The sequence below is a fragment of the Allokutzneria oryzae genome, from assembly GCF_042429765.1.
In the GTDB taxonomy this organism is placed as follows: Bacteria; Actinomycetota; Actinomycetes; order Mycobacteriales; family Pseudonocardiaceae; genus Allokutzneria; species Allokutzneria oryzae.
The window spans coordinates 1-19,578 of sequence record NZ_JBHLZU010000037.1; the positions used below are offsets into that span (position 1 = coordinate 1).

Here is a 19,578-nt window from a genome sequence, read left to right on the forward strand (position 1 = left end):
GCCCTGCCGACGTCGTCAAACCCCACTTTTCAAGGCATTTCAGGATTAAACGCTCTCTAAGACCTTGTCTCAAAACTCGGCGTGTCGCCAGGTGAACCAACGGCCCGCCCCTGGCTCCGCACCGCCCGCCTGTGGGCCCGGCCCGACGGACCGGAGGTCTGTCAGGGAGACTGGGGGCCAGTGCCCGCCCTCTCGACCTGGAGCCTTTGATGCTGCAAGGGACCGTCCGTTGGTTCGACGCCGAACGGGGTTTCGGCTTCCTCGCGCCCGAGGACGGCTCGCCGGACGTGTTCGTGCACGCCTCCGAGATCGTCGGGGACGGCGGCGCGAAAGTGCTCCGCGAGGGTCAGGCCGTCGTGTTCGAGGTCGGCGAGAACGACCGCGGGCCCCAGGCGCTGCGCGTTCGCGTCACCGCCGATGCGGCCACCGGCAGCGCCGTGGGCCTGCTCGGCACCGTCAACTGGTACGAGCCGGGCAAGGGGTACGGCTTCGCGTCGCCGGACGGCGGCGGCGCCGACATCTTCGTGCACAGCTCCGCCATCGTGACCGGCGGCGTGGTCACCGAGGGGCAGCGGGTGGCCTTCCTGATCGTCGAAGGCGAGCGCGGCCCGCAGGCCGGGCACGTGATCCCGCTGGGAGCAGGGGCCGGCTCACCCGCTGCGGCTGGTATCGCGGACGGTGCCGACGGCACGGTGGCCTGGTACGACGAGGACAAGGGCTTCGGCTTCATCAACCCCGACTCCGGCGCCGGGGACGTCTTCGTTCACGCCCGGGCCCTGGCCGAGGGGCTGACGTGGCTCGCGGAGGGCGACCGCGTCGCCTACGAGGTGGCTAGTGGAGACAAGGGCCCGCAGGCCCGCGACGTGCACCTGGTCCGGGCCGCAGGGCCGGCGGCGCGGGACGTGCCCGTACGAGGCGGCGAGGGCGTCGTCGCGCGCTACGACCGCGACCGCGGCTTCGGCTTCATCACCCCGGACGCAGGCGGCGACGATCTCTTCGCCCACGTGTCCGTGATCATGGGGTCGGAGCCGCTGCAGAAGGGTGACCGGGTCCGGTACGCGGTGCGTCAGAGCGACCGGGGCCCGCAGGCCGACCGCATCGAACGCCTCTGAAGAGGCGGCCCCACCGATGGCTGATCACTTCCCGACGAGAGTGCTCGTTCATCCCCGTCAATGGTGCCGTCAGCAACGCGGCTGCAGCCTCCTCCAGGAGATCGATCTCCCTCGTGGTGACGGGGCCCCCTGCCGCCCCGAGGACCTGCTCCGCGCTCAGAAGCTCACCAGTCACCCCCACCCAACGACACAGAGCTACCGATGTATCCCAAACGAGTGAATGGATGCGTTAGGCCTGGTCGCAGAGCTCGATCTTTATGAGCCGACGGACGTTGATCACGGTGCAGGCCAGCGTGAGTAGCGCCAGCGTGGTGCGTTCGGTCCGGTCGCAGCGCAGCCCGAGGCGTTTGAACCGCAGCAGCCAGGAGATGGTGCGTTCGACGACCCAGCGGACCCGGCCGAGGCGGGACTTGCCCTCAATCCCGCGCCGGGCGATACGCACCTTGATACCGCGGCGGGTCAGGTAGCGGCGGCAGCGGCGGTAGTCGTAGCCCTTGTCGGCGTGCAGCTTGTCCGGTCGGCATCGTGGCCGGCCCGCCCGGCCGTGGTGGCCGCGCACGGTCGGGTTCGTGTCCAGCAGCGGCTCGAACAGCATGCTGTCGTGGGTGTTTGCCGCCGACAACATGATGTGCAGCGGTAGCCCGTTCGCGTCGCACAGAACGTGGTACTTGGAGCCAGCTTTACCCCGGTCAGTGGGGCTGCGGCCGGTCAGCTCGCCCCCCTTTTCGACCGCGCCGACACCGCGTCGACGCAGCCTCTGGTCCAGTCGAGCTCGTCGATGTTGGACAGCTCGTCGAGCACGAGCTGGTGCAGCCGGTCCCACACGCCGGCGTCCTGCCACTCACGTAACCGCCGCCACGCGGTGTGCCCGGAACCGCATCCGAGCTGCTCGGGTAGGTCTCGCCAGCGGCAGCCGGTGTCGAGCACGAACAAGATCCCCTCTAGCGCGGCACGGTCATCGATCCGGGGCCGCCCACCCGGACCGCGCGGCGCTGGTCGGGACGGGATCAGGGGTTCGATCAGCTCCCAGAGCCGGTCTTCGACCCGCCGCTGCTGCGTCGTCTTCGCCACGACTGCCCACGATCGACGACCAGGACCGGCAGGTTATGCAGTGACACACCCTTAAGTTTTGAGACCAGGTCTAAACCACGCCAGCCAACAGCCACGCCAGCCAACAGCGACAGCAGCCCGAGCACCACAAGCCCGGGCCGATCCGCTCGACGAGCCGTCCCCTGCGGCGCCGACCGCGCCCCAGCAGGGGGCGGCCTGGTCGGCGAAGTCGTTGTCCTGCAAAGGTTTCCTGGCCGAGGGCGCGTCAACCGGCTCGCGAACCGTGGCCGAAGCACCGCGGCATGCCGAAGGCCCCGCCGGGGTGGCGGGGCCTGGTGGGCGCGGGCGGGGTCACCCGACCGGCGGGGCCATGACGAACCAGTTGAAGTTCTCGATCATCTGGCGGGTGGACGCGACGTAGCGCGGGCCGGTGAGCTCCCAGCGGACCACGGTGCGGTAGGTGCCCGGCTGCAGGCTCTCGTCCTCCGCGGTCTCCTCGTTGTCGGTGACCGGCACGTACTCCTTGATCGACTTCTTCGTCAGTGTGACGTCCAGCAGCTCGTAGTCGGACTGGGTGGCCAGGTAGTCGCCCTTGCCGTGGTCACCTGCGCGGCCCGGGTCGGACAGCTTGAGCTGCACGGTGTTGCCGTTGAACGAGCCCTTGGCCGCGACCACGGTCACGATGTGCCCGCCGCTGCGCTGGAGGCTGCCGGTCTCCGGGCCCTCCTTGTAGCGGCCGTATGCGATCTGCAGCGGCCCCTGGTTCAGCCGTTTCGCCAGCTCACCGGCGAAGTCGGGCGAAGTCGCGGTGCTGACGTTGCCGACACCCGTGCTCCACCCGGCGTCGCGGGCGGGCTTGGTCGCGATGTTCCACGCGGTCTGCAGGTTGCTGAGCTTGGTGCCGCCGTCGTACTTGGAGTCGACGCCGATCCGCCAGATCGAGTTGGTGACCACGTTGTAGTCGGCCTGGTTCTTCGGGTCCAGGTTGCCGACCTTGGTGGTGAGCCAGCCGACCGGGGCCTTCTTCACGTGGCCCCAGTAGTGCAGCACGTTGTACAGCGACGAGGGGCCGCAGTAGGCGTTGCCGTTGTTCTCCAGTCCCGCCCGGAACTGGTCAACGTCGCTGACGCCGCACTGCTTGACGTCGAAGTCGGGGCCGGTGACGTCGCTGAGCTTCACGCAGGGCTGAGGGGTCCCGATGACGCCGTCGGCGAACGCGGTGCCCGGAACCGAGACCGCGCTCACGGCGGCGGTGGCAGCGGCTGCGAGGATCAGGGTGCTTGCCTTGCGCATCATGGGTCCTACCTCCTGTTGAGAGCCACCCTCCGTGGCGGTAGGACAAGATTCGCTTCGCGGACCCCCCAAAGGCATGAGGGGCGATCCCTCACATCCGGCACCCCCAGGCCCCAGGGGGTACCCCCGCACCCCTCAGGCGAGTGCGCGGGCCAGCTCGCGGCGGCCGTTGATGCCGAGCTTGGTGTAGATCCGGCCGAGGTGGTTCTCGACGGTCTTGGGGGTGACGAACAGTTCCCTGGCGATCTCGCGGTTGGCCCGCCCGCTCGCGGCGAGGTCGGCGACCCGGCGTTCGCTCGCCGTCAGCGACTCCCGCCCGACGAGCACCAGCCGCCGGGGCCGGTCTCCCAGCGCCTCCAGCGCTTCCACCGCGCGCCTGCGCAGCACCACCGAACCGCACTCACCCGCCAGGTCGATGCCGCGGTTGAGCGGGGCGCGGGCGTCGTTGCGGCGCCTGGCGACCCGCAGGGCCTCACCCAGGTCCACCAGCGAGCGGGCCAGCTGGAGCCGCGCCGGGGAGCCCTCCAGCACCGCGACCGACTCGGCGAGCAGGTCGAGCCGGTTGTCCGCGTCCGCGTGCGCGAGCAGGCGCAGCGCGGCGCCCACTTCCGTTGCCGCGCCCCACTTCCTGGCGATCTCGACCTGTTCCCGCGCGAGCACGAGCGCCGCCGCCTCGTCGCCGAGCAGCATCGCCGCGCGCACCGCGGGCTCCCGCCACGGAACGGTCGGCGGGTCGAACCTGGCCGCGAGCATCGCGTCGCGTTGCAGCAGCGCCTCGGTCCTGGCCAGCACCGGGTCCCCGGTCGCGAGCGCGACGAGCGCCCTCGGCTCGTGCAGCCACATCGTCGGCATCATCGCCGGTCCGCCCGCGTGCTCCGCGTCGAACCTGGCGAGTGCGGCGGCCGCGCACTCGACGTCCCCGCGCTCCAAGGCGGCGTAGGCGGTGAAGTGAGTCGCCGTGGCCCGCAGCGCGATCACGTGCGGAGCCGGCTCCTCGTGCTGCACCGCGGCGAGAGCGCCTTCGGCCTCCGCCTCCACGGAGCTCACGTTGCCCACCCGCCAGTCCAGGAACAGCACGGCGTTGGCCACCATGGCGAACTCGATCGGTGACCCGTGCGCCCGCACCCGCTGCCGCGCGCGATCGACCTCCCTGCGGGCGTCCTCGGTGCCGTCGGTCGAGACCAGGGCGAGCAGCGCGACCAGCCACGCGACCATGGCGTCGGTGCTGCCGGTGGCGTCGTCGAAGTACGCGCCGTTGGCGAGGGCGCGCCGCGCCGTTGCCGCCACCTCCTCCGCCCGCCGGACCTCGTAGCGGCCCATCTGCGCCAGCAACCCGAGCAGGGTCCGCTCGTCCGGGGTGCCGCCCGTCAGCGAGGCGTAGCCGCTCAGGTGCGCCGAGGCCACCTCGCGCTGGTCGGCGAGGAACGACCGGACGACCGCGAGCCGCGCCTCCAGGTGCATGCGGCCCGCGTCCCCGGGGCCACCGGGCCGCTCCTTGATCGCCTTGGTCAGCTCGGCGACGGCGGCCTCCGGTCCGTCCACCACCATGGTCGCCGAAGCCGCCGCCGCGACCAGCTCGGCGTCGGGAAGACCGGCCGCCGCGGCCCGGAGCTGCTCCCGCGCCTCCTCAGCACGTCCGCTGCGCAGCAACGCCCGGCCGAGCTCGGCGCGCAGCCCCGCGTCCTCGGGGCTCTCCTCCACCGCGCGCGCCAGGTGCGCCGCCGCTGTCCGCGGGTCACCCGCCGCCAGCAACGCCGTCGCGGCCGTGCGCAGCACCCCCGCCGCGTTCGGCAGCGTCCTCCTCGGGGCTTGGGCGAGGTGCGCGGCGACCCGGTCGGCGGGTGCCTTGGCCGCCCACAGCTCCTGGGCGGCGCGCGCGTGCAGCCCGGCGCGGGCGACCGGCCCGAGATCGGCGAGGACGGCCTCGCGCACCACGGGATGCACGAACACGAGGTGGTCGGAGTCGCTGGTCAGCACGTTCGCCGCGACCAGTGACTCGACGGCGACCGACAGCTCCATCGCGTCCAGGTCGGCGAGCGCCCCCGCCTGCCACGGGTCGCTGCCGACGCCGAGCACGGCCGCCGCGCCCGCCAGCCGCACGGAGTTGGCGGGCAGCCTGCCCAGCGCCGCGCGGAACACCGTGCTCGGCCCCAGCCGCCCGACCCGCTCGGCCGTCGACGCCAGGTCCAGCGGCAGTCCGAGCGCGTCCAGCTCGTCGACAAGAACCCTTGCCAGGAAAGGGTTTCCGCCGCTCGCCGAGTGCAGCGCGGCCACCACCTCGGCGGCGGGGGAGCCACCGCGAGCCGACACGGACGCCGCGAGCGCCGCCGGGGTGAGCGGTCGCGGCAGCAGGCGCTCGGCCTGCCGGGAGTCGCTGAGCTGCGCCAGCGGCCCGGTGTTCTCCGCCGGCGGCCGGGTGGCGACGACCAGGGCGATCGGCAGGTCGGCGATCCGCCGCGAGAGGTAGACCAGGAACTGCAACGACGACAGGTCGGCCCAGTGCGCGTCGTCCACGGTGATCAGCAGCGGCCGGGTCGAGGAGAGGTCAACGGCCACCCACCACAGCGCGTGCAGCGTCCGCGCGAGCTCGGCCTCGCTCGGGTCGGCCGCCGCCGCGTCCAGCGCGGCCAGCGCGTCGCCGGACGGACCGGCGAGGATGCGCTCGCGGATCTCCCCGGTGTAGCGGGAGACCGAGCGCTCCACCAGCTGCCGGACCACACCCCACGCCATCGCGCTCTCCAGCGCGTCGCCCACCGCCTGGAGCCTGCCGAAACCGCGGGCCTTGGCGAGCTCGCGCGTGTCCTGGACCAGCCGGGTCTTGCCGATGCCCGCCCGTCCCTCGATGACGACGACGTGGCCCTTGCCCCTGGTGGCGGAGTCCAGTGCGGCCGAGATCCGGGTGCGCTCCTCCTCCCGCTCCAGGGTCAGCTCGTCCCCGGTCATCGGAGCAGGCGCGCGAGGCGGTCGGGATCGCGCGCCGGTCTGCCGTGCCCGAACAGCACCAGCCGGGGGCGGAGCGCGGCCAGCCTGCGCATCGACTCGCGGTTCAGGTCGCGGTCCCAGGTCAGGATGTCCGGGGGAGCGGTCGCACCGAACAGGCCGAAGAACACGTCACCGCACAGCAGCACGCCGTCGCGCTCCCGCCACAGCGCGATGTGCCCGGGGGAGTGGCCCGGCACTTCGAGCACGGTGAACCCGGCGACCTCGTCACCCTCGCAGAGGCCACGGGCGACGGGATGCGGATCGGGCATCTTCATCCGGGACAGCAGCTGGGGAATCCTGCCGGGTGCGGTGGCCGGCGTCGCGGTCTCGATCGCCGTGACGTCCTTCTGCCCGGCCCACAGCGGAATGCCGAACTCCTCGCAGACCGCGTGGCTGGACCCGAAGTGGTCGGGGTGCGCGTGGGTCACGACGTGTGCGCTGAGCGGCTGCCCGCGCAGCTGCCGGATGATGCGTCCCCGCGCCTTCGGGGTGCCCGAATCCACGAGCACGTCCTCCACCAGGTACACGTTCATGAAGTGGGGAGGACGGCCCAGAAGCTGACGCACTCCGGGTGCTAGCAGACGCACCGCATGATCGTAACGGTCACCTCGGCAACAGCAGGGTCACGATTTCCGCTGGAGAGAGACCTGATCGGGGGCCGGTGCCACCGCATCGGCGAAAGCCCTGGTCTGGCGCGCCGGGCCGCCCGCGCCGAGCACCCGTCGGGGTCAACGCGAGGCGTCAACGCTTCGGCCAGTGCCAGGCGGGCCGGTCCAGCCGCCCCTGCCCGGCCAGCACGGTCGCGCCGAACTCCTTCTCCAGCTCCAGCGAGCCGATGTCGCCGTCGATGACCTCCAGCGCGCGCACCAGCGGCCGCGCGTGCGAGACGACCACGAGCTGCGCCTGCTTCGCCGCCGTCGAGATGAGCACGGCCAGCGCGGGCAACAGGTCCGGGTGCAGACTCGTCTCGGGTTCGTTGAGCACCAACAGCTCCGGTGGCCTCGGGCTCAGCAGGGCGGCCACCCACAGCAGGTAGCGCAACGTCCCGTCGGACAGTTCGGCGGCGCCGAGCGGCCGCAGCAGGCCGTCCTGGCGGAACCGCACCTCGAACCGGCCGTCGTGGTTGACCTCCACGCTGAGCCGCGAGCCGGGGAACGCGTCGTCGATCGCCCCGGCCAGCGCGTCCGCGTCGCCGATCTCGATGATGGTCCGCAGCGCGGCGGCCAGGTCGGCGCCGTCGTGGCCGAGCACCGGTGTGCGCGTGCCGACCCGCAGCTGCCGCGCCGGGGCCTCGGCGTCGGTGCGGAAGTGGTCGTAGAACCGCCACGACCGGATCCGCTCGCGCACGACCATCACCTCCGGCGCGGTGCGCGGGTCGGCGAACTCGCTCAGCATGCTGTCGGTGAGCCCGATCCGGTGCGCCTCCTTCTCCCACCCGCCGCTGCGGCCACGGGTGCGCACCACGGGGCCCGCGCGGTCGGCCAGCAACGTCACCTGGCGCAGTACCGGGCCGCGCCACACGCACTCCCGCTTGAACTCCGGATCCAGGTTGAACGCCGTCGTCTGGTCCGGAACCGGGATCCCGAGGTCGAGCGCATAACCGAACTCGTTGCCCGCGAAGCCCAGCCGCAACCCGACCGGCTTCGACCGCCGCGTCCCCTGCACCGGCGCCCGGCCCTCGCGCACCGCCCGCCCGACCGTCTCGGGCCCCGCCCACAACGTCGACGGCAGGCCGCCCTCCCTGGCGAGCGCGGCGACGGCACCGTTCCTGGCGGCGTCGGCCAGCAGCCGCAGCGAGCGGTACAAGCTCGACTTCCCGCTCCCGTTGGCCCCGGTCACCACGGTCAACCGGGACAACGGCAACACGAGGTCGCGCAGCGAGCGGTAGTTCTCGATGGCCAGTGTGGTCAGCACCCCCCGACGCTAACGGGTGCCGGTGACAACCCGCCCGCCGCGTCTAGGACAGGAACTGGCCTACACGGGGCTTAGGTTCCCCAGCGCCGCACAACCCGTTGAAGGAGCTCGTGATGAGTCGGATCGTCCACAACCAGCCGTTCGGCACGCCGACGTGGATCGACCTCGCGGTCACGGACCTGGAGAGCGCGAAAGCCTTCTACGGAACCGTGTTCGGCTGGTCCTTCGCCGCCGCCGAGCACGGCACCTCCTGCCTGCTGCGCGGCCTGCCGGTCGCGGGTCTGCGGCACGTCGCGGATCGGTCGGAGGCGCTGCACGGCTGGGACGTGCACCTCGCCACCGACGACTGCGACGACACCGCCCGACGCGTCACGGCCGCGGGCGGCACGGTGCTCCAGGCCCCGCACGACGTCGCCGACCTGGGGCGCGCGGCGTTCGCGGTTGACCCCGCTGGTGGCAGATTCGGTCTGTGGCAAGGAAAGAACCACCCGGGATGCCGTCTGGTGAACGAGCCCGACGCGCTGGTCCGAAGCGACCTCGTCACCGCGCACGCTGCGACCGCGCGTGCTTTCTACGCCACGGTTTTCGGGTTCACCCTGGACGGCAACGAAGACCTCCCTGGTCTCGACTTCACGTTCTTGCGCCGCCCGGACGGACACGAGATCGGTGGCGTCCTTGGTCAGGCGGACGCGCCAAAGTCGTTGTGGGCGAACACTTTCGAGGTCGCTGACACCGACGCGACGCTGGCGCGCGCGAGGGCGGCAGGTGCCGTCTCGACGCCGCAGGAGGACACCCCGTACGGCCGCTCGGCCACGGTCACCGATCCCTTCGGCAACGAGTTCTCGGTGATCGCCCGTCCTTGACCAGCTACTCGCGGCGGGCGCGGGCGCGGCGTTTGCCTTCCTGCATCGCTTGCACCCGCGCGACCGGGATCGCCCGCCCCTCCTCGATGAGGTCGTCTGCGAGGCGTTGCGGCTCGGGCATCTCCTCGGCCCAGGGATCCCGGTCGCCCAGCAGTCGCAGCGCCGTGCGCATGGTGAACTCCGCGGGCGTGACCTGGTCGAGCTGGTCCCAGGACAGGGGGAACGACACGGGCGTGCCGGGCCGGACCCTCGGGCTGTAGACGGACACCACGGTTGCGCCGCCCGCCCTCGTCGAGTCGAGGAAGACCTTGCCGTCACGGTCTTCCACGATGAACGCGGTGGTGGCGACCGCCGGATCGAGGCGTTCCGCCCGCGCGGCGATCGCGCGGGTCGCCGCGGCGACGTCGTCGACCGGAGCGCGGCCGTCGACGGGGACGAAAACGTGGACTCCCTTGGAGCCGCTGGTCTTCACCGCACCGGCCAGCCCCGAGTCGGCGAGCGCCTGGCGGACGAGGTGCGCCGCCTTGACCACGAGTCCGAAGTCACCGCCCTCCGGCGGGTCGAGGTCGATCACGAGATGGGTCGGCCGGTAGACGTCCCCGGCGAGCCCGAGCGTCACGTGGTACTCGACGGCGCGCTGGTTGGCGAACCAGAGCAGCGTCCGGCGGTCGTCGCACAAGGCGTAGGAGATCTCCCGCCGGGACGCCTCGGCCCAGATCTTCGTCGTGCGCACCCAGGGCGGTGTGTACTTCGGAACGTTCTTCTGCATGAAGGGTTTCTGGCCCCGCAGCACGCGCACCACCGACAGCGGGCGGTCACGCAGGTGCGTGATCATCCGCTCGTGCACCCCGTCGAGGTAGTCGACGAGATCCCGCTTGGTCGCTTCGGCGCCGTCGAACAGCGGCTGGTCGAGATTGGTCAGGTCGACCTCGCCGCGCACCTCGTCCTTTCCCATCGGGCAACCATGCCGACCCGGTCACCCCGTGGCAACTCCTGCGGCGGTCCCGGTCGCCAGCAGGTCCCCGGAGTCGGTGCGCCGGTAGACGACTCGGCGGCCCACGCGCTCGCCCACGGCCAGGTTCGCGTCCCGCAGCACGGCCAGGTGCCCGCCGCCGGGTAGACCAGCGCGTGCCGTGCCGGAGGCGCGTCGCACAACCAGGTACCGCGTGAGCAGCTGATCGGCACGAACACCATCCCCTCGTCCCCGACAACGCGGTCGGGGGCCTCCTGGTCGCTGAAGCGGATCGCGTCCACGCCGACCCAGGTGCTCCGACGGTTCATGCGCTTGTTGTCCTACACAGCGATTCCGGTCGGCCAGCTGTGCGTCGGGCCACTGGCCGACGCCTTCACCGTGGCCTTGGCGGCCGGTGTCGTGCACGCGGCGGTGGCGGTGCTCCCGCTCGCCTCCGGAGCCGTCCGGCGACTACGGCACGCCGTGCCCAGCCGACGGGACTGAGCTGCGCGCGTGGCAGGTCATGTGCCAGGGTCGAGCTCGCAGGACGAGCGCGGGAGGGACGTCATGAGCGGGGAACCGATGCTGACGCCGAGGGCGGGTTCCCCGCTCATCGTGGACACCGACGCCGGCGGCGATCCGGACGACGCGGTCGCGCTGGTGCTCGCCGCCGCCGAGCCGACGCTGGCGCTGGTGACCACTGTGGACGAACTGGGCGGGAGGAGGGCCAAGTTCGTCCGCCACCTGCTCGACCTGGTCGGCCGCCCGGACGTGCCGGTGGTCGCCGGGGCGGACCTGGGTGGCACGCGGATGGACTGCATCGACGGGTTGGTGCCGGACTCCGTTGCGGCGCAACCGGTCGGCGTGGTTGACGCTGTCGCGGCGGTGTGCGCCAGGACGGAGGGGCTGGTGCGCTGGGCGGGCTTGGGGCCGGTGACGAACCTGGCGGAGGTGCTCACCACGCGGCCCGATCTCGCCGAGCGGCTCGTCGTCACCCAGATGGGAGGGGCGCTGAACTACCGCGACCCCGAGCGCGCCGAGCACAACTTCCGGGTCGACCCGGCGGCCGCCGAAGTCCTGCTGCGCGCGGCCCGGCAGCCGCGGCTGGTCATGTCGGACACGACGTTCACCCCGGAGATCGAGATCGTCGAGGACTCCGAGCAGCACCGTCGCCTCGCCGACCCGTCGGCGCCCGAGTGGGCGAGGCTGGTCGCCGCGCACATGGACCGGTGGTTCGACCGTTTCCACCCCGGCACGATCCAGCACGACGCGCTCGCCCTCTCCGCCGCGCTCCAGTTGCCGTACGTGGGACTGCGGCGGGAAAGGGTGGTGCTCGACGCGATCGGCCGGATGACCGCCGCACCCGGCGGTCACCACGTCTGGATCAGTGCCACCGCTGACTACCGCGCCTTCATGGCCTGGCTCGGCAAGGGGCTCGGAACGTCCTCCGGTTCCGCGCCGAACCCCGTTTCGTAGGGTGGTGTCAGGCCGGTCAGCCGTTGTGGTGGTGGTACTGGGTGCAGACGAAGCGGGTCCCGCCCGCCGGGCTTCCCGCGCACACGCTGTACCTGTCGGGGTGGGTGTAGTAGGTCGACGTGTTCAGGGAGCGCACGTTCGACTGGGCGATCACCGTCTCGCGGATGGTGTAGTTGCGATCCATCCGGACCATCTCCCCCTTGCGCAGGTTCACGCCCTGGCCGTGGAGCCCGCGGGTCCGGGTGTTGAGCCACAACCGCGCCGTCACCCCTCCGCTGCTGGCCTCCTTGAGCAGGATGAACTTGTCGGCCGCCGCGGCGCTGGACGCGCCGCCGACCATCATCGCCGCCGCGACGGAGGCGACGGTGAGCGTGCCCGCGGTCAACGAGTCCGGTTCGAACAGCGTTGTTCCGCCGTCCCGGTAGGAGGTTCGGTGTCCGAGGACGGCTGGGGCCGCGCGGGCAGCTGCTAGAGCTCGTCCGGGTGGAGCTCCGCCTTCCTGCTCCGCAGGATTCCGATTCCCGGCAGTGGTTCCACCAGTGATTCGAAGAAGGCGGCGAACCCGGCAGTCCAGACATTTTTGCTGATTCGTGAGAGCCGCGTGAAGTTGTGCGGTGAAGTGTGAAAGCGGTGGGCGCGGCGGATGTATTTTGCTTTGGTGGGGTGAAATTATTAGTACCTGATATCGAAACGGGTCCTCGGCGGGGCTGGCTGTGGGTTACTGTTGGTGTCTCGTTCGGAAGGATTCACTATGGTGCGACCGTGGATGGCCGGCGACCACCTTTGTCTTTCTTTTGCCGCGGACGATGAGAATCGTCAGGCTTTGGTCGTGCAGTTCGTCGCCGCCCTGGAACACGGCGACAAGATCGCTTATGTCACTGACGACGCGTCTTCGGACGGTTTCCTGAGCTGGATCGCCGACGCGGGACCGGGCGTGGAGTCGGTGATCGCCAGGGGACAGGCGGTGGTCTTGCCGACAACCGAACTCGCCCTGACCCGGGACGCGTTCGATGTGGAGCGTGTGCTGAGCCTGCTCTCCACCTCGGCGAGCGAGGCCGCGAGTGACGGCTTCGGCGGCTTGCGGGCGTGTGTGGACATGCGCGCGGTCTCGCGCGGGACCGGCGGCGTCGCCGGGGTGGTCGAGTACGAGCAGCGGTTGCGCACGCTGTTCGCCGAGGACCGGCCCGCTGGGTTGACGTTGGCCTGCCACTACGACGAGCGAGAGTTCTCCCGGGATCTCATGGACACCGTGCGGCGGCAGCACACCGTGGCGTTGACCGCCGAACAGGTCCAGCAACGGGAACCCGTGATTCGGATGACACCGCTTTCCGATGTCCCGGGGCTGCGGCTGGCCGGGGAGCTCGACAAGTCGAACATCGCCGAACTGTACGCCGCACTGGAAACCGCCTTCCGTGACGACCGCGAATTCCATCTCGACCTCACCGCGGTGCACTACGCCGATGTGACCGCCGTGAGCACGATCGCCCGGGTCGCCAGTGGTCTTTGCGTGGACTGCCGGTTCGTGTTGCGCTCACCGGCGCCGATCATCCGCACGATCCTGAGGATCTATGGATGGGACCAGTTGCCTGCGCTGCGCCTCGTAGAGGGGATGACCAACTGATGAGCCACCAACAGGCAACGGCTGCCGGAGCAGCGTTCGTGCACCAGGCGTGCTTTTACGGGTCCAACGACGAGTTTCTGGCCATGGCCGTGCCGTTCGTCGAGGACGGCCTGGCGCGGAACGAGCCCGTCCTGGCCGCGGTCACCGCTGCCAACATCGACGTGCTGAACGAGGCCCTCGGATCGTGCGCCGACGACGTGGAGTACGCCGACACGGCCTACTTCGGGCGTCGCCCACCGCAGCGGGTGGCAAGCTTCGACCGCTATTGGAAGCGCCGCTCCACTCCGGCGGCCGAACACGTTCGCATCCTGGCCGAACCGGTCTGGTTCGGGCGCTCCCGGCAGGAGGTGGTGGAGTGGAAGCGCCTGGAGTCCGGCCTCAACAGCATCCTGGCCGCCACCAACATCTGGATGATCTGCCCGTACGACACGCGGGTGGTGGACCCGGCCATCATCGCCGACGCCCGGCGGACCCATCCCGCCCACGTGCAGGGGCATGCGGCCCACACCTGTCCGGAGTTCGTCGAGCCGCAGGAGTTCGCCGCGCGCTGCGACGCCGACCCCCTGCCGCCGCCTCCTGCCCGCGCCGCGGCCCTGCCCTTCACCGGAGACCTGCGGAGCGTGCGCGAGTTCGCCACGACCCAGGCGGACGTGCTGGGACTCACCGGTGGGGCGATCTCCCTGTGGACGGTCGCCGTTGGGGAGATCGCCGGTTACGTCGCGAGCCACGGCAGCGGGCGCGCCGCCGTCCGGGTGTGGGCGCACCGGGGGAACCTCGTGTGCGAGGTGCACGACCCCGGCGGACGCCTCCCGGACCGGTTCCTCGGTTACCGGCCACCCGCCGTCGAACCCGAGCCCGGCGACGAGCTCTGGTTCCCCTTCCAAGTCTGCGAACACGTGGACATCCGGTCCGGAGCGGCCGGTTACACCGTGCGCCTGCACTTCCCCGGGCCACGTTCCGAGCAGACGTTGCTGGCCGCTATCGGTTCTCCCGGCTGAGGAACCCGGTGGCGGTCGGGGTGGTCAACGGGACCGCGTGACCCCGGTGGGGACACCAGCGGTCTCGCGGTCGACCGTCGACCGTGCCGAGCCTTGCCCTGGCAGCAGGGAAGCTGAACCGGGTCGGGGAGCTGGTGGTCTGAGGGCTGCGCGAAGTGCCGGTACGGTGGTGACCGTGGTGACCGACGTCGGCAGAACCTCACGGGCGGAGCAGGTCGGCGCCACCCGCCAGCAGATCCTCGCCACCGCGGAGCGGCTCTTCGCGGAGCAGGGGCTGTACGCGGTGTCCAACCGCCAGATCAGCGCGGCCGCGGGGCAGGGCAACAACGCCGCCGTCGGCTACCACTTCGGCACCAAGGCCGACCTCGTGCGGGCGATCGTGCGCAGGCACACCGAGCGGATCGAGTCGCTGCGCCTGGACATGGTGTCCGAGGCGGGGGAGTCCGCCGACGTGCGGGACTGGATCGCCTGCCTGGTCCGCCCGGTCGCCACCCACCTGGACTCGCTCGGCGATCCCACGTGGTTCGCCAGGTTCGGCGCGCAGGTCATGACCGACCCGGCCTTCCGGGGGATCATGGTCGAGGAGGCCATGGCGACGTCGTCGCTGCGCCAGGTGCTCAGCGGGCTCGACGGGTGCCTGCGCGAGCTGCCCGCCGAGGTGCGCGCTGAGCGCAGCGACATGATCGCCCACCTCATGGTGCACGTCTTCGCCGAGCGCGAGCGCGCCCTCGCCGACCGCACCGCGACGGCGAGGGCGACCTGGGACGAGGCGGCGACGGGACTCGTCGACGCGATCACGGGGCTGTGGCTGGCCCCGGTCACGCGAAGGTCCTGACAGCTCACCCCGAGCCGCTCCAGCGGGTGGTCCACGGCGCGCGGCAGGCGATACCGCGCACCGGGTGCGTCCGGTTCGCCGGAGCTGAACGGACATACCCCCCAGCGCGGCATCGGCCGATCACCAATTTAAGTCAGTCGATTGACTCAATTCGCCGAACCCGCTTAGCTGGGGGTGAACAAGATCGACGCGAGGGGGTCGCCGGGGTGCGAGCCGAGCGCCGTGTCCAACCGGCAGGTCGAGGAGGTGGCGGGGCAGGGCGACGACTTCGCCGTCGGCTACCACTTCGGGACGAAGACCGGCCTGATCGCCGCGATCGTCGGGCTGTGGCCGGCGCCGGTCACAGCGACCGGCCGGTGACACCGGCCAACGAAGGAGTGCAACAGATGAAGGTCTCAGTGGACGAGGGCAAGTGCTGCGGCGCGGGGTCCTGCGTTCTGGCCGCGCCCGACGTGTTCGACCAGCGCGACGAGGACGGTGTCGTGGTGCTGCTCGACGCCGAGCCGGGGGAGCACCTGCACGCCGTGGTCCGCGAGGCCGCCGACGTGTGTCCCGCGGCGGCCATCTCGCTCAGCGAGAAGGCGTGAGCAAACCCTCCGGCGTCCTGGTCGTCGGAGCGTCCGCCGCCGGTCTGGCCACTGCGGAAGCGTTGCGCCGCAAGGGGTACACCGGCGAGCTGACACTGCTGGGCGAGGAGTCCCGTCGCCCGTACGACCGGCCGCCACTGTCCAAACAGGTCCTTGCGGGGGCGTGGTCGCCGGATCGCGCCCAGCTGCGAAGTGAGGACGTGCCGGACGCGCTCGGCGCGCGGTTCGTCCTCGGTGACCCGGCGGTCGCCTTGGACGTGCCCACGCGGACCGTCTCCACCGCAGGAGGGCTCGCGCTTCGCGCGGACGCCGCCGTCGTGGCCGACAATCTCCTTGGCGAGCAACGGTTCTATGCCCCGGTTCCGTACTACTGGACCGATCAGTTCGACGCCAGGATCCACGTCCACGGCGTGCCGACCGCCGACGCCGACGTGACGGTCGTGGAGGGAGACCTCGCCTCCCGCCGCTTCGTCGCGCTCTACCACCGCGACGGTGACCCCGTCGCTGTTCTCGGCTGGAACATGCCCAAGCAGGCGCGGCAGCACCGCCAGTCCCTCCTCGGCGAACCGCGCGTGCCCCACCTATCGGAAGGACGACGATGACGAGCACGGCGGACCCGGCCCGGATTCCCGAGTACCCGATGCCCAGGGCACAGCGTTGCCCGTTCGACCCGCCCCCGGGACTCCGCGACCTCCAGGAGCAGGGGCCGCTCACCAGGGTCCGGCTCTGGGACGGCAGCACCCCGTGGCTGGTCACCCGGTACGCCGATCAGCGCGCCGTGCTCACCGACCCCCGCGTCAGCGCCGACATGACCCATCCCACCTACCCGCGCCATGCGCCCGGCAACGCGAGCCTGAGCTTCATCGGCATGGACGACCCTGAGCACGCCCGGCTGCGGCGGATGGTCGGCGCCACCTTCGCGGTGAAGAAGGTCGAGGCGATGCGGCCCGCCGTGCAGAAGATCGTCGACGACGCGATCGACGAGATGGTGGCCGGTCCCAAGCCGGTTGACCTGGTTGAGGCGTTCGCGCTGCCCGTGCCGTCGCTGGTGATCTGCGACCTGCTCGGCGTCCCCTACGCCGACCACGACTTCTTCCAGAGCAACAGCAAGACGCTGATCAACCGCAACTCCACGCCCGAGCAACGCGCGGCGGCGTCGGGCAGGCTCGCCGAGTACCTCGGCGCGCTCGTCGGCGCGAAGCTGGACAACCCCGGCGCGGACCTGCTCTCCAGGCTCGGCGAGCGGATCAAGGCGGGGGAGCTGACCCACCAGGGCGCGACGGAGATGGCCGTGCTGCTGCTCATCGCAGGGCACGAGACCACCGCCAACATGATCGCGCTGAGCACGCTGACCCTGTTGCGGCACCCCGACCAGCTGGCCCTGGTCCGCGACTCCGACGACCCGAAGGTCGTCACCGGCGCGGTCGAGGAGCTGCTGCGCTACCTCAACATCACCCAGGGCGGGCGCCGCCGCGTCGCGCTGGAGGACTTCGAGGTCGCGGGCCGGCTCGTCCGCGCGGGGGAAGGGCTGGTCCTGCCCAACGACATCGCCAACCGCGACCCCGAGGCCTTCCCGGACCCCGACCGGATCGACGTCACCCGCCAGGCCCGCCACCACATCGCCTTCGGCTTCGGGGTGCACCAGTGCCTCGGCCAGCCCCTCGCCCGGCTGGAGCTGGAGGTCGTCTACCGCACGCTGTACCGGCGCGTTCCCGGTCTGCGCCTGGCCACCGACTTCGACCGGATCCCGTTCAAGCACGACGGGTTCGTCTACGGCGTCTACGAACTGCCCGTGACCTGGTGACCCCGGACAGCGGAAAGCCCCCTTCGGCGTGCCGGAGGGGGCTCGTTCTCTTGCCGGTCAGACGTAGATGGATCCCTGCGTGGTGGTGCAGGTGGGGTCCGCCTCGCCGCGGACGTCGAAGGTGATCTTGATCTTGAAGTAGTAGTCGTTGCCCTTCGCGCGCTTCTTGATGGTCTTGTTCACCTCGCGCTTGGTCCGGCCGGCCTTGACGTTGTCGCCGGACTTCCAGTGGTCCACGACGGCGTCCGCTCCGGGCTGGACCCGCATCAGCCAGTACTCGACGTTGTTCTTGTTGCCGTGGCCGCTGTCGATTTCCCAGTAGTACGAGAGGATGCTCACGCCGTTGCCGTTGTGCCGGTAGCGCACCTCGAAGTCGGCGGAATGGCCCGACTTCGAGCAGGTGCCGAACAGGCCCCTTTCGGTGCCGGCACTGGCAACCGACGCGTTGGTCGCGATCAGCGCGGTGGTCAGCACCAGGGCGCGCGCGGTCGTCCGCAGTGCGCGGCTCATGTTTGTGATCACGGTCCGCCCGACGAGAGGGGCCGGGACGCGGTTGCGTCCCGCCCCGGCATTTCGCGCTCGACCGAAGTCTTTGTGCCACAACGGGTAGTGGCCAGCGAAACACAGTGTCCACTGTGGACTCCCGATGGTGGAGCTGCACCCGGTTCAGCCAGGGCTGAAAGGTCTCGGCCGGTGCCCATGTCGCGAGGGGCGCGGCGTCCTGTTCGCCTAGCATGACGACGACAACGGCGAGGAGGGCGGCATCGACGCGATTGGCCGATACCGGGTGTCGGGCCTGCTGGGCACGGGGGGATTCGCCACGGTGTGGCGCGGTCACGACGACGTGCTCGACGCTCCGGTGGCGATCAAGGTGCTCGCCGACAACTGGTCGCGGCACCTCGACGTGAGCGAGCGGTTCCTCGCCGAGGCGAAGCTGCTGAGGCAGGCGGACTCCGACCGCGTCCTGCGAGTGCTGGACTACGGGGAGCTGGAGGACGGCCGTCCGTACTTCGTGACGGTGCTGGCCGAGGACGGCAGTCTTGAGGACCTGCTCGGCCAGGGCGAGCTGCCGGTGGACGAGGCGCTGCGCCACCTGGTCGAGGTCGCCGAGGCCGTTGTCGTGCTGCACTCGATGCACGTCGTCCACCGAGACCTGAAACCCTCGAACGTGCTGCTCGACCGGGGCCGCGTGGTGCTGGCCGACCTGGGGCTGGCGAAGGCGCTCGCGCACAGCTCCGGGCTCACCCAGGTCGCCGGTTCTCCCGGCTACATGGCTCCAGAGCAGGCCGCGCCCGGCGGAGTGGTCGACGAGCGCACCGACGTCTACGGGTTGGGCGCGCTGGCGCACCGGCTGCTGGCGGGCAGCACCGTGGGACAGCCACCGAAGCGTCCCCTCCCGGGGAGGCTCGGCAGGGTCGTGCGCCGCGCGCTGCGGTCCGACCCGCGCCACCGGTGGCCCTCGGCTCGCGTCCTCGCCGACGAGCTCAGGGACCTGGCCGAGCACGGGTGGGGGACGGGCAGGGGACGGGTGGCCCTGGTCGGTGGCGCCGCTGTGCTGACCGCGACCGGCGTCGTGGTGTCCTGGTTGCTCTGGCCCACCACCCACGACCAGCACGCGGTCGTGGACCCGAACCTGTGCCGGGCCGCCGACGTGAAGGTGGCGATGGGACCGGTCGACACGAACCCCTACGAGTACACCCAGCGGAAGTCGTACCTGACGATGGGCTGGACCGGTCGGCCCTGTCAGCTGTTCGGCCGTTTCCGCGACGTGCGCTTCGTCCTCGGCGACGGGTCCGCACTGCCCTTGCGCTTCGGCGACGGGACCGGAGAGCCGATGCCCGTGGAGATGCTGGACGACTTCGCGGCCGAGATCCCCATCAGCTGGCACATCGAGGACAGGAACGGGGCCACGCCGCCCAAGGTGCCGGTGCGGCTGGAACTGGGGCTGCCGCAGGTGCCCGACGTCGTGACCATGCCCTGGACCTACGGTCCGGTGGGTGACCGCGGGCAGGTGGAGATCGATCCCATCCGGCCCGCCGCGAACTAGCCTCGCGCACGTCGGCGCCGCGTGCGCGTGGACCTGGCCGGCGT

20 protein-coding genes and 1 pseudogene are annotated in these 19,578 nt (G+C 71.1%); 12 read left to right on the forward strand and 9 right to left on the reverse strand.

The annotated features are described in order from the left end of the window. Positions 1-209 precede the first annotated feature (209 nt). A complete protein-coding gene (locus tag ACFFQA_RS37205; protein WP_446681700.1) occupies positions 210-1,112 on the forward strand; it encodes a cold-shock protein in 903 nt (300 codons plus the stop codon). Between the two features lie 229 nt (positions 1,113-1,341). On the opposite strand, the gene ACFFQA_RS37210 is transcribed toward ACFFQA_RS37205, so the two are convergent. From ACFFQA_RS37210 to ACFFQA_RS37230, 5 genes are all read right to left on the reverse strand, one after another. Further along, positions 1,342-2,183 (reverse strand): IS5 family transposase gene (locus ACFFQA_RS37210; protein WP_377862518.1). Its coding sequence is split into 2 segments (ribosomal slippage): positions 1,342-1,847 and positions 1,847-2,183, totalling 843 coding nucleotides; the frame shifts between segments, so codons are not numbered across the junction. Positions 2,184-2,513: 330 nt separating this feature from the next. Continuing rightward, a complete protein-coding gene (locus ACFFQA_RS37215; RefSeq protein ID WP_377862519.1) occupies positions 2,514-3,458 on the reverse strand; it encodes a hypothetical protein in 945 nt (314 codons plus the stop codon). A 132-nt stretch (positions 3,459-3,590) separates the two neighbouring features. Continuing rightward, on the reverse strand, positions 3,591-6,398 hold the full coding sequence (locus tag ACFFQA_RS37220) for a helix-turn-helix transcriptional regulator (RefSeq protein ID WP_377862520.1): 2,808 nt from the start codon (positions 6,396-6,398) through the stop codon (positions 3,591-3,593). Continuing rightward, positions 6,395-6,970 (reverse strand): MBL fold metallo-hydrolase, encoded by a 576-nt coding sequence (locus ACFFQA_RS37225; protein ID WP_377862521.1) that lies wholly within the window; start codon positions 6,968-6,970, stop codon positions 6,395-6,397. The genes ACFFQA_RS37220 and ACFFQA_RS37225 overlap by 4 nt, the downstream gene beginning before the upstream one ends. A 208-nt stretch (positions 6,971-7,178) precedes the next feature. Continuing rightward, the gene (locus ACFFQA_RS37230) at positions 7,179-8,351 is read right to left on the reverse strand and encodes an AAA family ATPase (RefSeq protein WP_377862522.1); all 1,173 of its coding nucleotides are present in this window, start codon (positions 8,349-8,351) and stop codon (positions 7,179-7,181) included. A 113-nt stretch (positions 8,352-8,464) separates the two neighbouring features. On the opposite strand from ACFFQA_RS37230, the gene ACFFQA_RS37235 reads away from it, so the two are divergent. Continuing rightward, positions 8,465-9,214, forward strand: coding sequence for a VOC family protein (locus ACFFQA_RS37235; RefSeq protein ID WP_377862523.1), 750 nt, complete (start codon positions 8,465-8,467; stop codon positions 9,212-9,214). A gap of 4 nt (positions 9,215-9,218) precedes the next feature. Here the strand turns inward: ACFFQA_RS37235 and ACFFQA_RS37240 are convergent, their stop codons facing one another. Together ACFFQA_RS37240 and ACFFQA_RS37245 are read right to left on the reverse strand one after the other, a co-directional pair. Further along, positions 9,219-10,169 (reverse strand): DNA polymerase domain-containing protein, encoded by a 951-nt coding sequence (locus ACFFQA_RS37240; RefSeq protein ID WP_377862524.1) that lies wholly within the window; start codon positions 10,167-10,169, stop codon positions 9,219-9,221. Positions 10,170-10,190: 21 nt separating this feature from the next. After that, the gene (locus ACFFQA_RS37245; RefSeq protein WP_377862525.1) at positions 10,191-10,367 is read right to left on the reverse strand and encodes a hypothetical protein; all 177 of its coding nucleotides are present in this window, start codon (positions 10,365-10,367) and stop codon (positions 10,191-10,193) included. Between the two features lie 126 nt (positions 10,368-10,493). Here ACFFQA_RS37245 and ACFFQA_RS37250 point away from each other — a divergent pair, with 126 nt between their 5' ends. Together ACFFQA_RS37250 and ACFFQA_RS37255 are read left to right on the forward strand one after the other, a co-directional pair. Beyond that, positions 10,494-10,670, forward strand: coding sequence for a hypothetical protein (locus tag ACFFQA_RS37250; protein WP_377862526.1), 177 nt, complete (start codon positions 10,494-10,496; stop codon positions 10,668-10,670). Positions 10,671-10,733: 63 nt separating this feature from the next. After that, positions 10,734-11,642 (forward strand): nucleoside hydrolase, encoded by a 909-nt coding sequence (locus ACFFQA_RS37255; protein ID WP_377862527.1) that lies wholly within the window; start codon positions 10,734-10,736, stop codon positions 11,640-11,642. Between the two features lie 16 nt (positions 11,643-11,658). Here the strand turns inward: ACFFQA_RS37255 and ACFFQA_RS37260 are convergent, their stop codons facing one another. Further along, on the reverse strand, positions 11,659-12,027 hold the full coding sequence (locus ACFFQA_RS37260) for a hypothetical protein (protein ID WP_377862528.1): 369 nt from the start codon (positions 12,025-12,027) through the stop codon (positions 11,659-11,661). A gap of 381 nt (positions 12,028-12,408) precedes the next feature. Here ACFFQA_RS37260 and ACFFQA_RS37265 point away from each other — a divergent pair, with 381 nt between their 5' ends. The 7 genes and pseudogenes from ACFFQA_RS37265 (at position 12,409) to ACFFQA_RS37295 (ending at position 17,487) form a co-directional block, all read left to right on the forward strand. Next, positions 12,409-13,263, forward strand: coding sequence for an MEDS domain-containing protein (locus ACFFQA_RS37265; protein ID WP_377862529.1), 855 nt, complete (start codon positions 12,409-12,411; stop codon positions 13,261-13,263). After that, on the forward strand, positions 13,263-14,261 hold the full coding sequence (locus ACFFQA_RS37270) for an anti-sigma factor RsbA family regulatory protein (protein ID WP_377862530.1): 999 nt from the start codon (positions 13,263-13,265) through the stop codon (positions 14,259-14,261). The genes ACFFQA_RS37265 and ACFFQA_RS37270 overlap by 1 nt, the downstream gene beginning before the upstream one ends. Before the next feature lie 166 nt (positions 14,262-14,427). Continuing rightward, a complete protein-coding gene (locus ACFFQA_RS37275) occupies positions 14,428-15,096 on the forward strand; it encodes a TetR/AcrR family transcriptional regulator (RefSeq protein ID WP_377862531.1) in 669 nt (222 codons plus the stop codon). A gap of 219 nt (positions 15,097-15,315) precedes the next feature. Continuing rightward, positions 15,316-15,417: pseudogene (locus ACFFQA_RS37280) on the forward strand (TetR family transcriptional regulator); the annotation flags it as partial. 65 nt (positions 15,418-15,482) lie between these two features. Beyond that, positions 15,483-15,683 carry a ferredoxin gene (locus ACFFQA_RS37285; RefSeq protein WP_377862532.1) on the forward strand — a complete coding sequence of 67 codons (201 nt, stop codon included), beginning with the start codon at positions 15,483-15,485 and terminating at the stop codon, positions 15,681-15,683. Continuing rightward, positions 15,680-16,285 (forward strand): oxidoreductase C-terminal domain-containing protein, encoded by a 606-nt coding sequence (locus tag ACFFQA_RS37290; RefSeq protein ID WP_377862533.1) that lies wholly within the window; start codon positions 15,680-15,682, stop codon positions 16,283-16,285. The genes ACFFQA_RS37285 and ACFFQA_RS37290 overlap by 4 nt, the downstream gene beginning before the upstream one ends. Then, positions 16,282-17,487 (forward strand): cytochrome P450, encoded by a 1,206-nt coding sequence (locus ACFFQA_RS37295; RefSeq protein ID WP_377862534.1) that lies wholly within the window; start codon positions 16,282-16,284, stop codon positions 17,485-17,487. Before ACFFQA_RS37290 ends, ACFFQA_RS37295 begins: the two co-directional genes overlap by 4 nt. 57 nt (positions 17,488-17,544) lie before the next feature. On the opposite strand, the gene ACFFQA_RS37300 is transcribed toward ACFFQA_RS37295, so the two are convergent. Next, the gene (locus ACFFQA_RS37300; protein ID WP_377862535.1) at positions 17,545-17,997 is read right to left on the reverse strand and encodes a hypothetical protein; all 453 of its coding nucleotides are present in this window, start codon (positions 17,995-17,997) and stop codon (positions 17,545-17,547) included. Between the two features lie 277 nt (positions 17,998-18,274). Here ACFFQA_RS37300 and ACFFQA_RS37305 point away from each other — a divergent pair, with 277 nt between their 5' ends. Beyond that, a complete protein-coding gene (locus ACFFQA_RS37305; RefSeq protein ID WP_377862536.1) occupies positions 18,275-19,534 on the forward strand; it encodes a serine/threonine-protein kinase in 1,260 nt (419 codons plus the stop codon). The last annotated feature ends 44 nt before the right edge of the window (positions 19,535-19,578 follow it).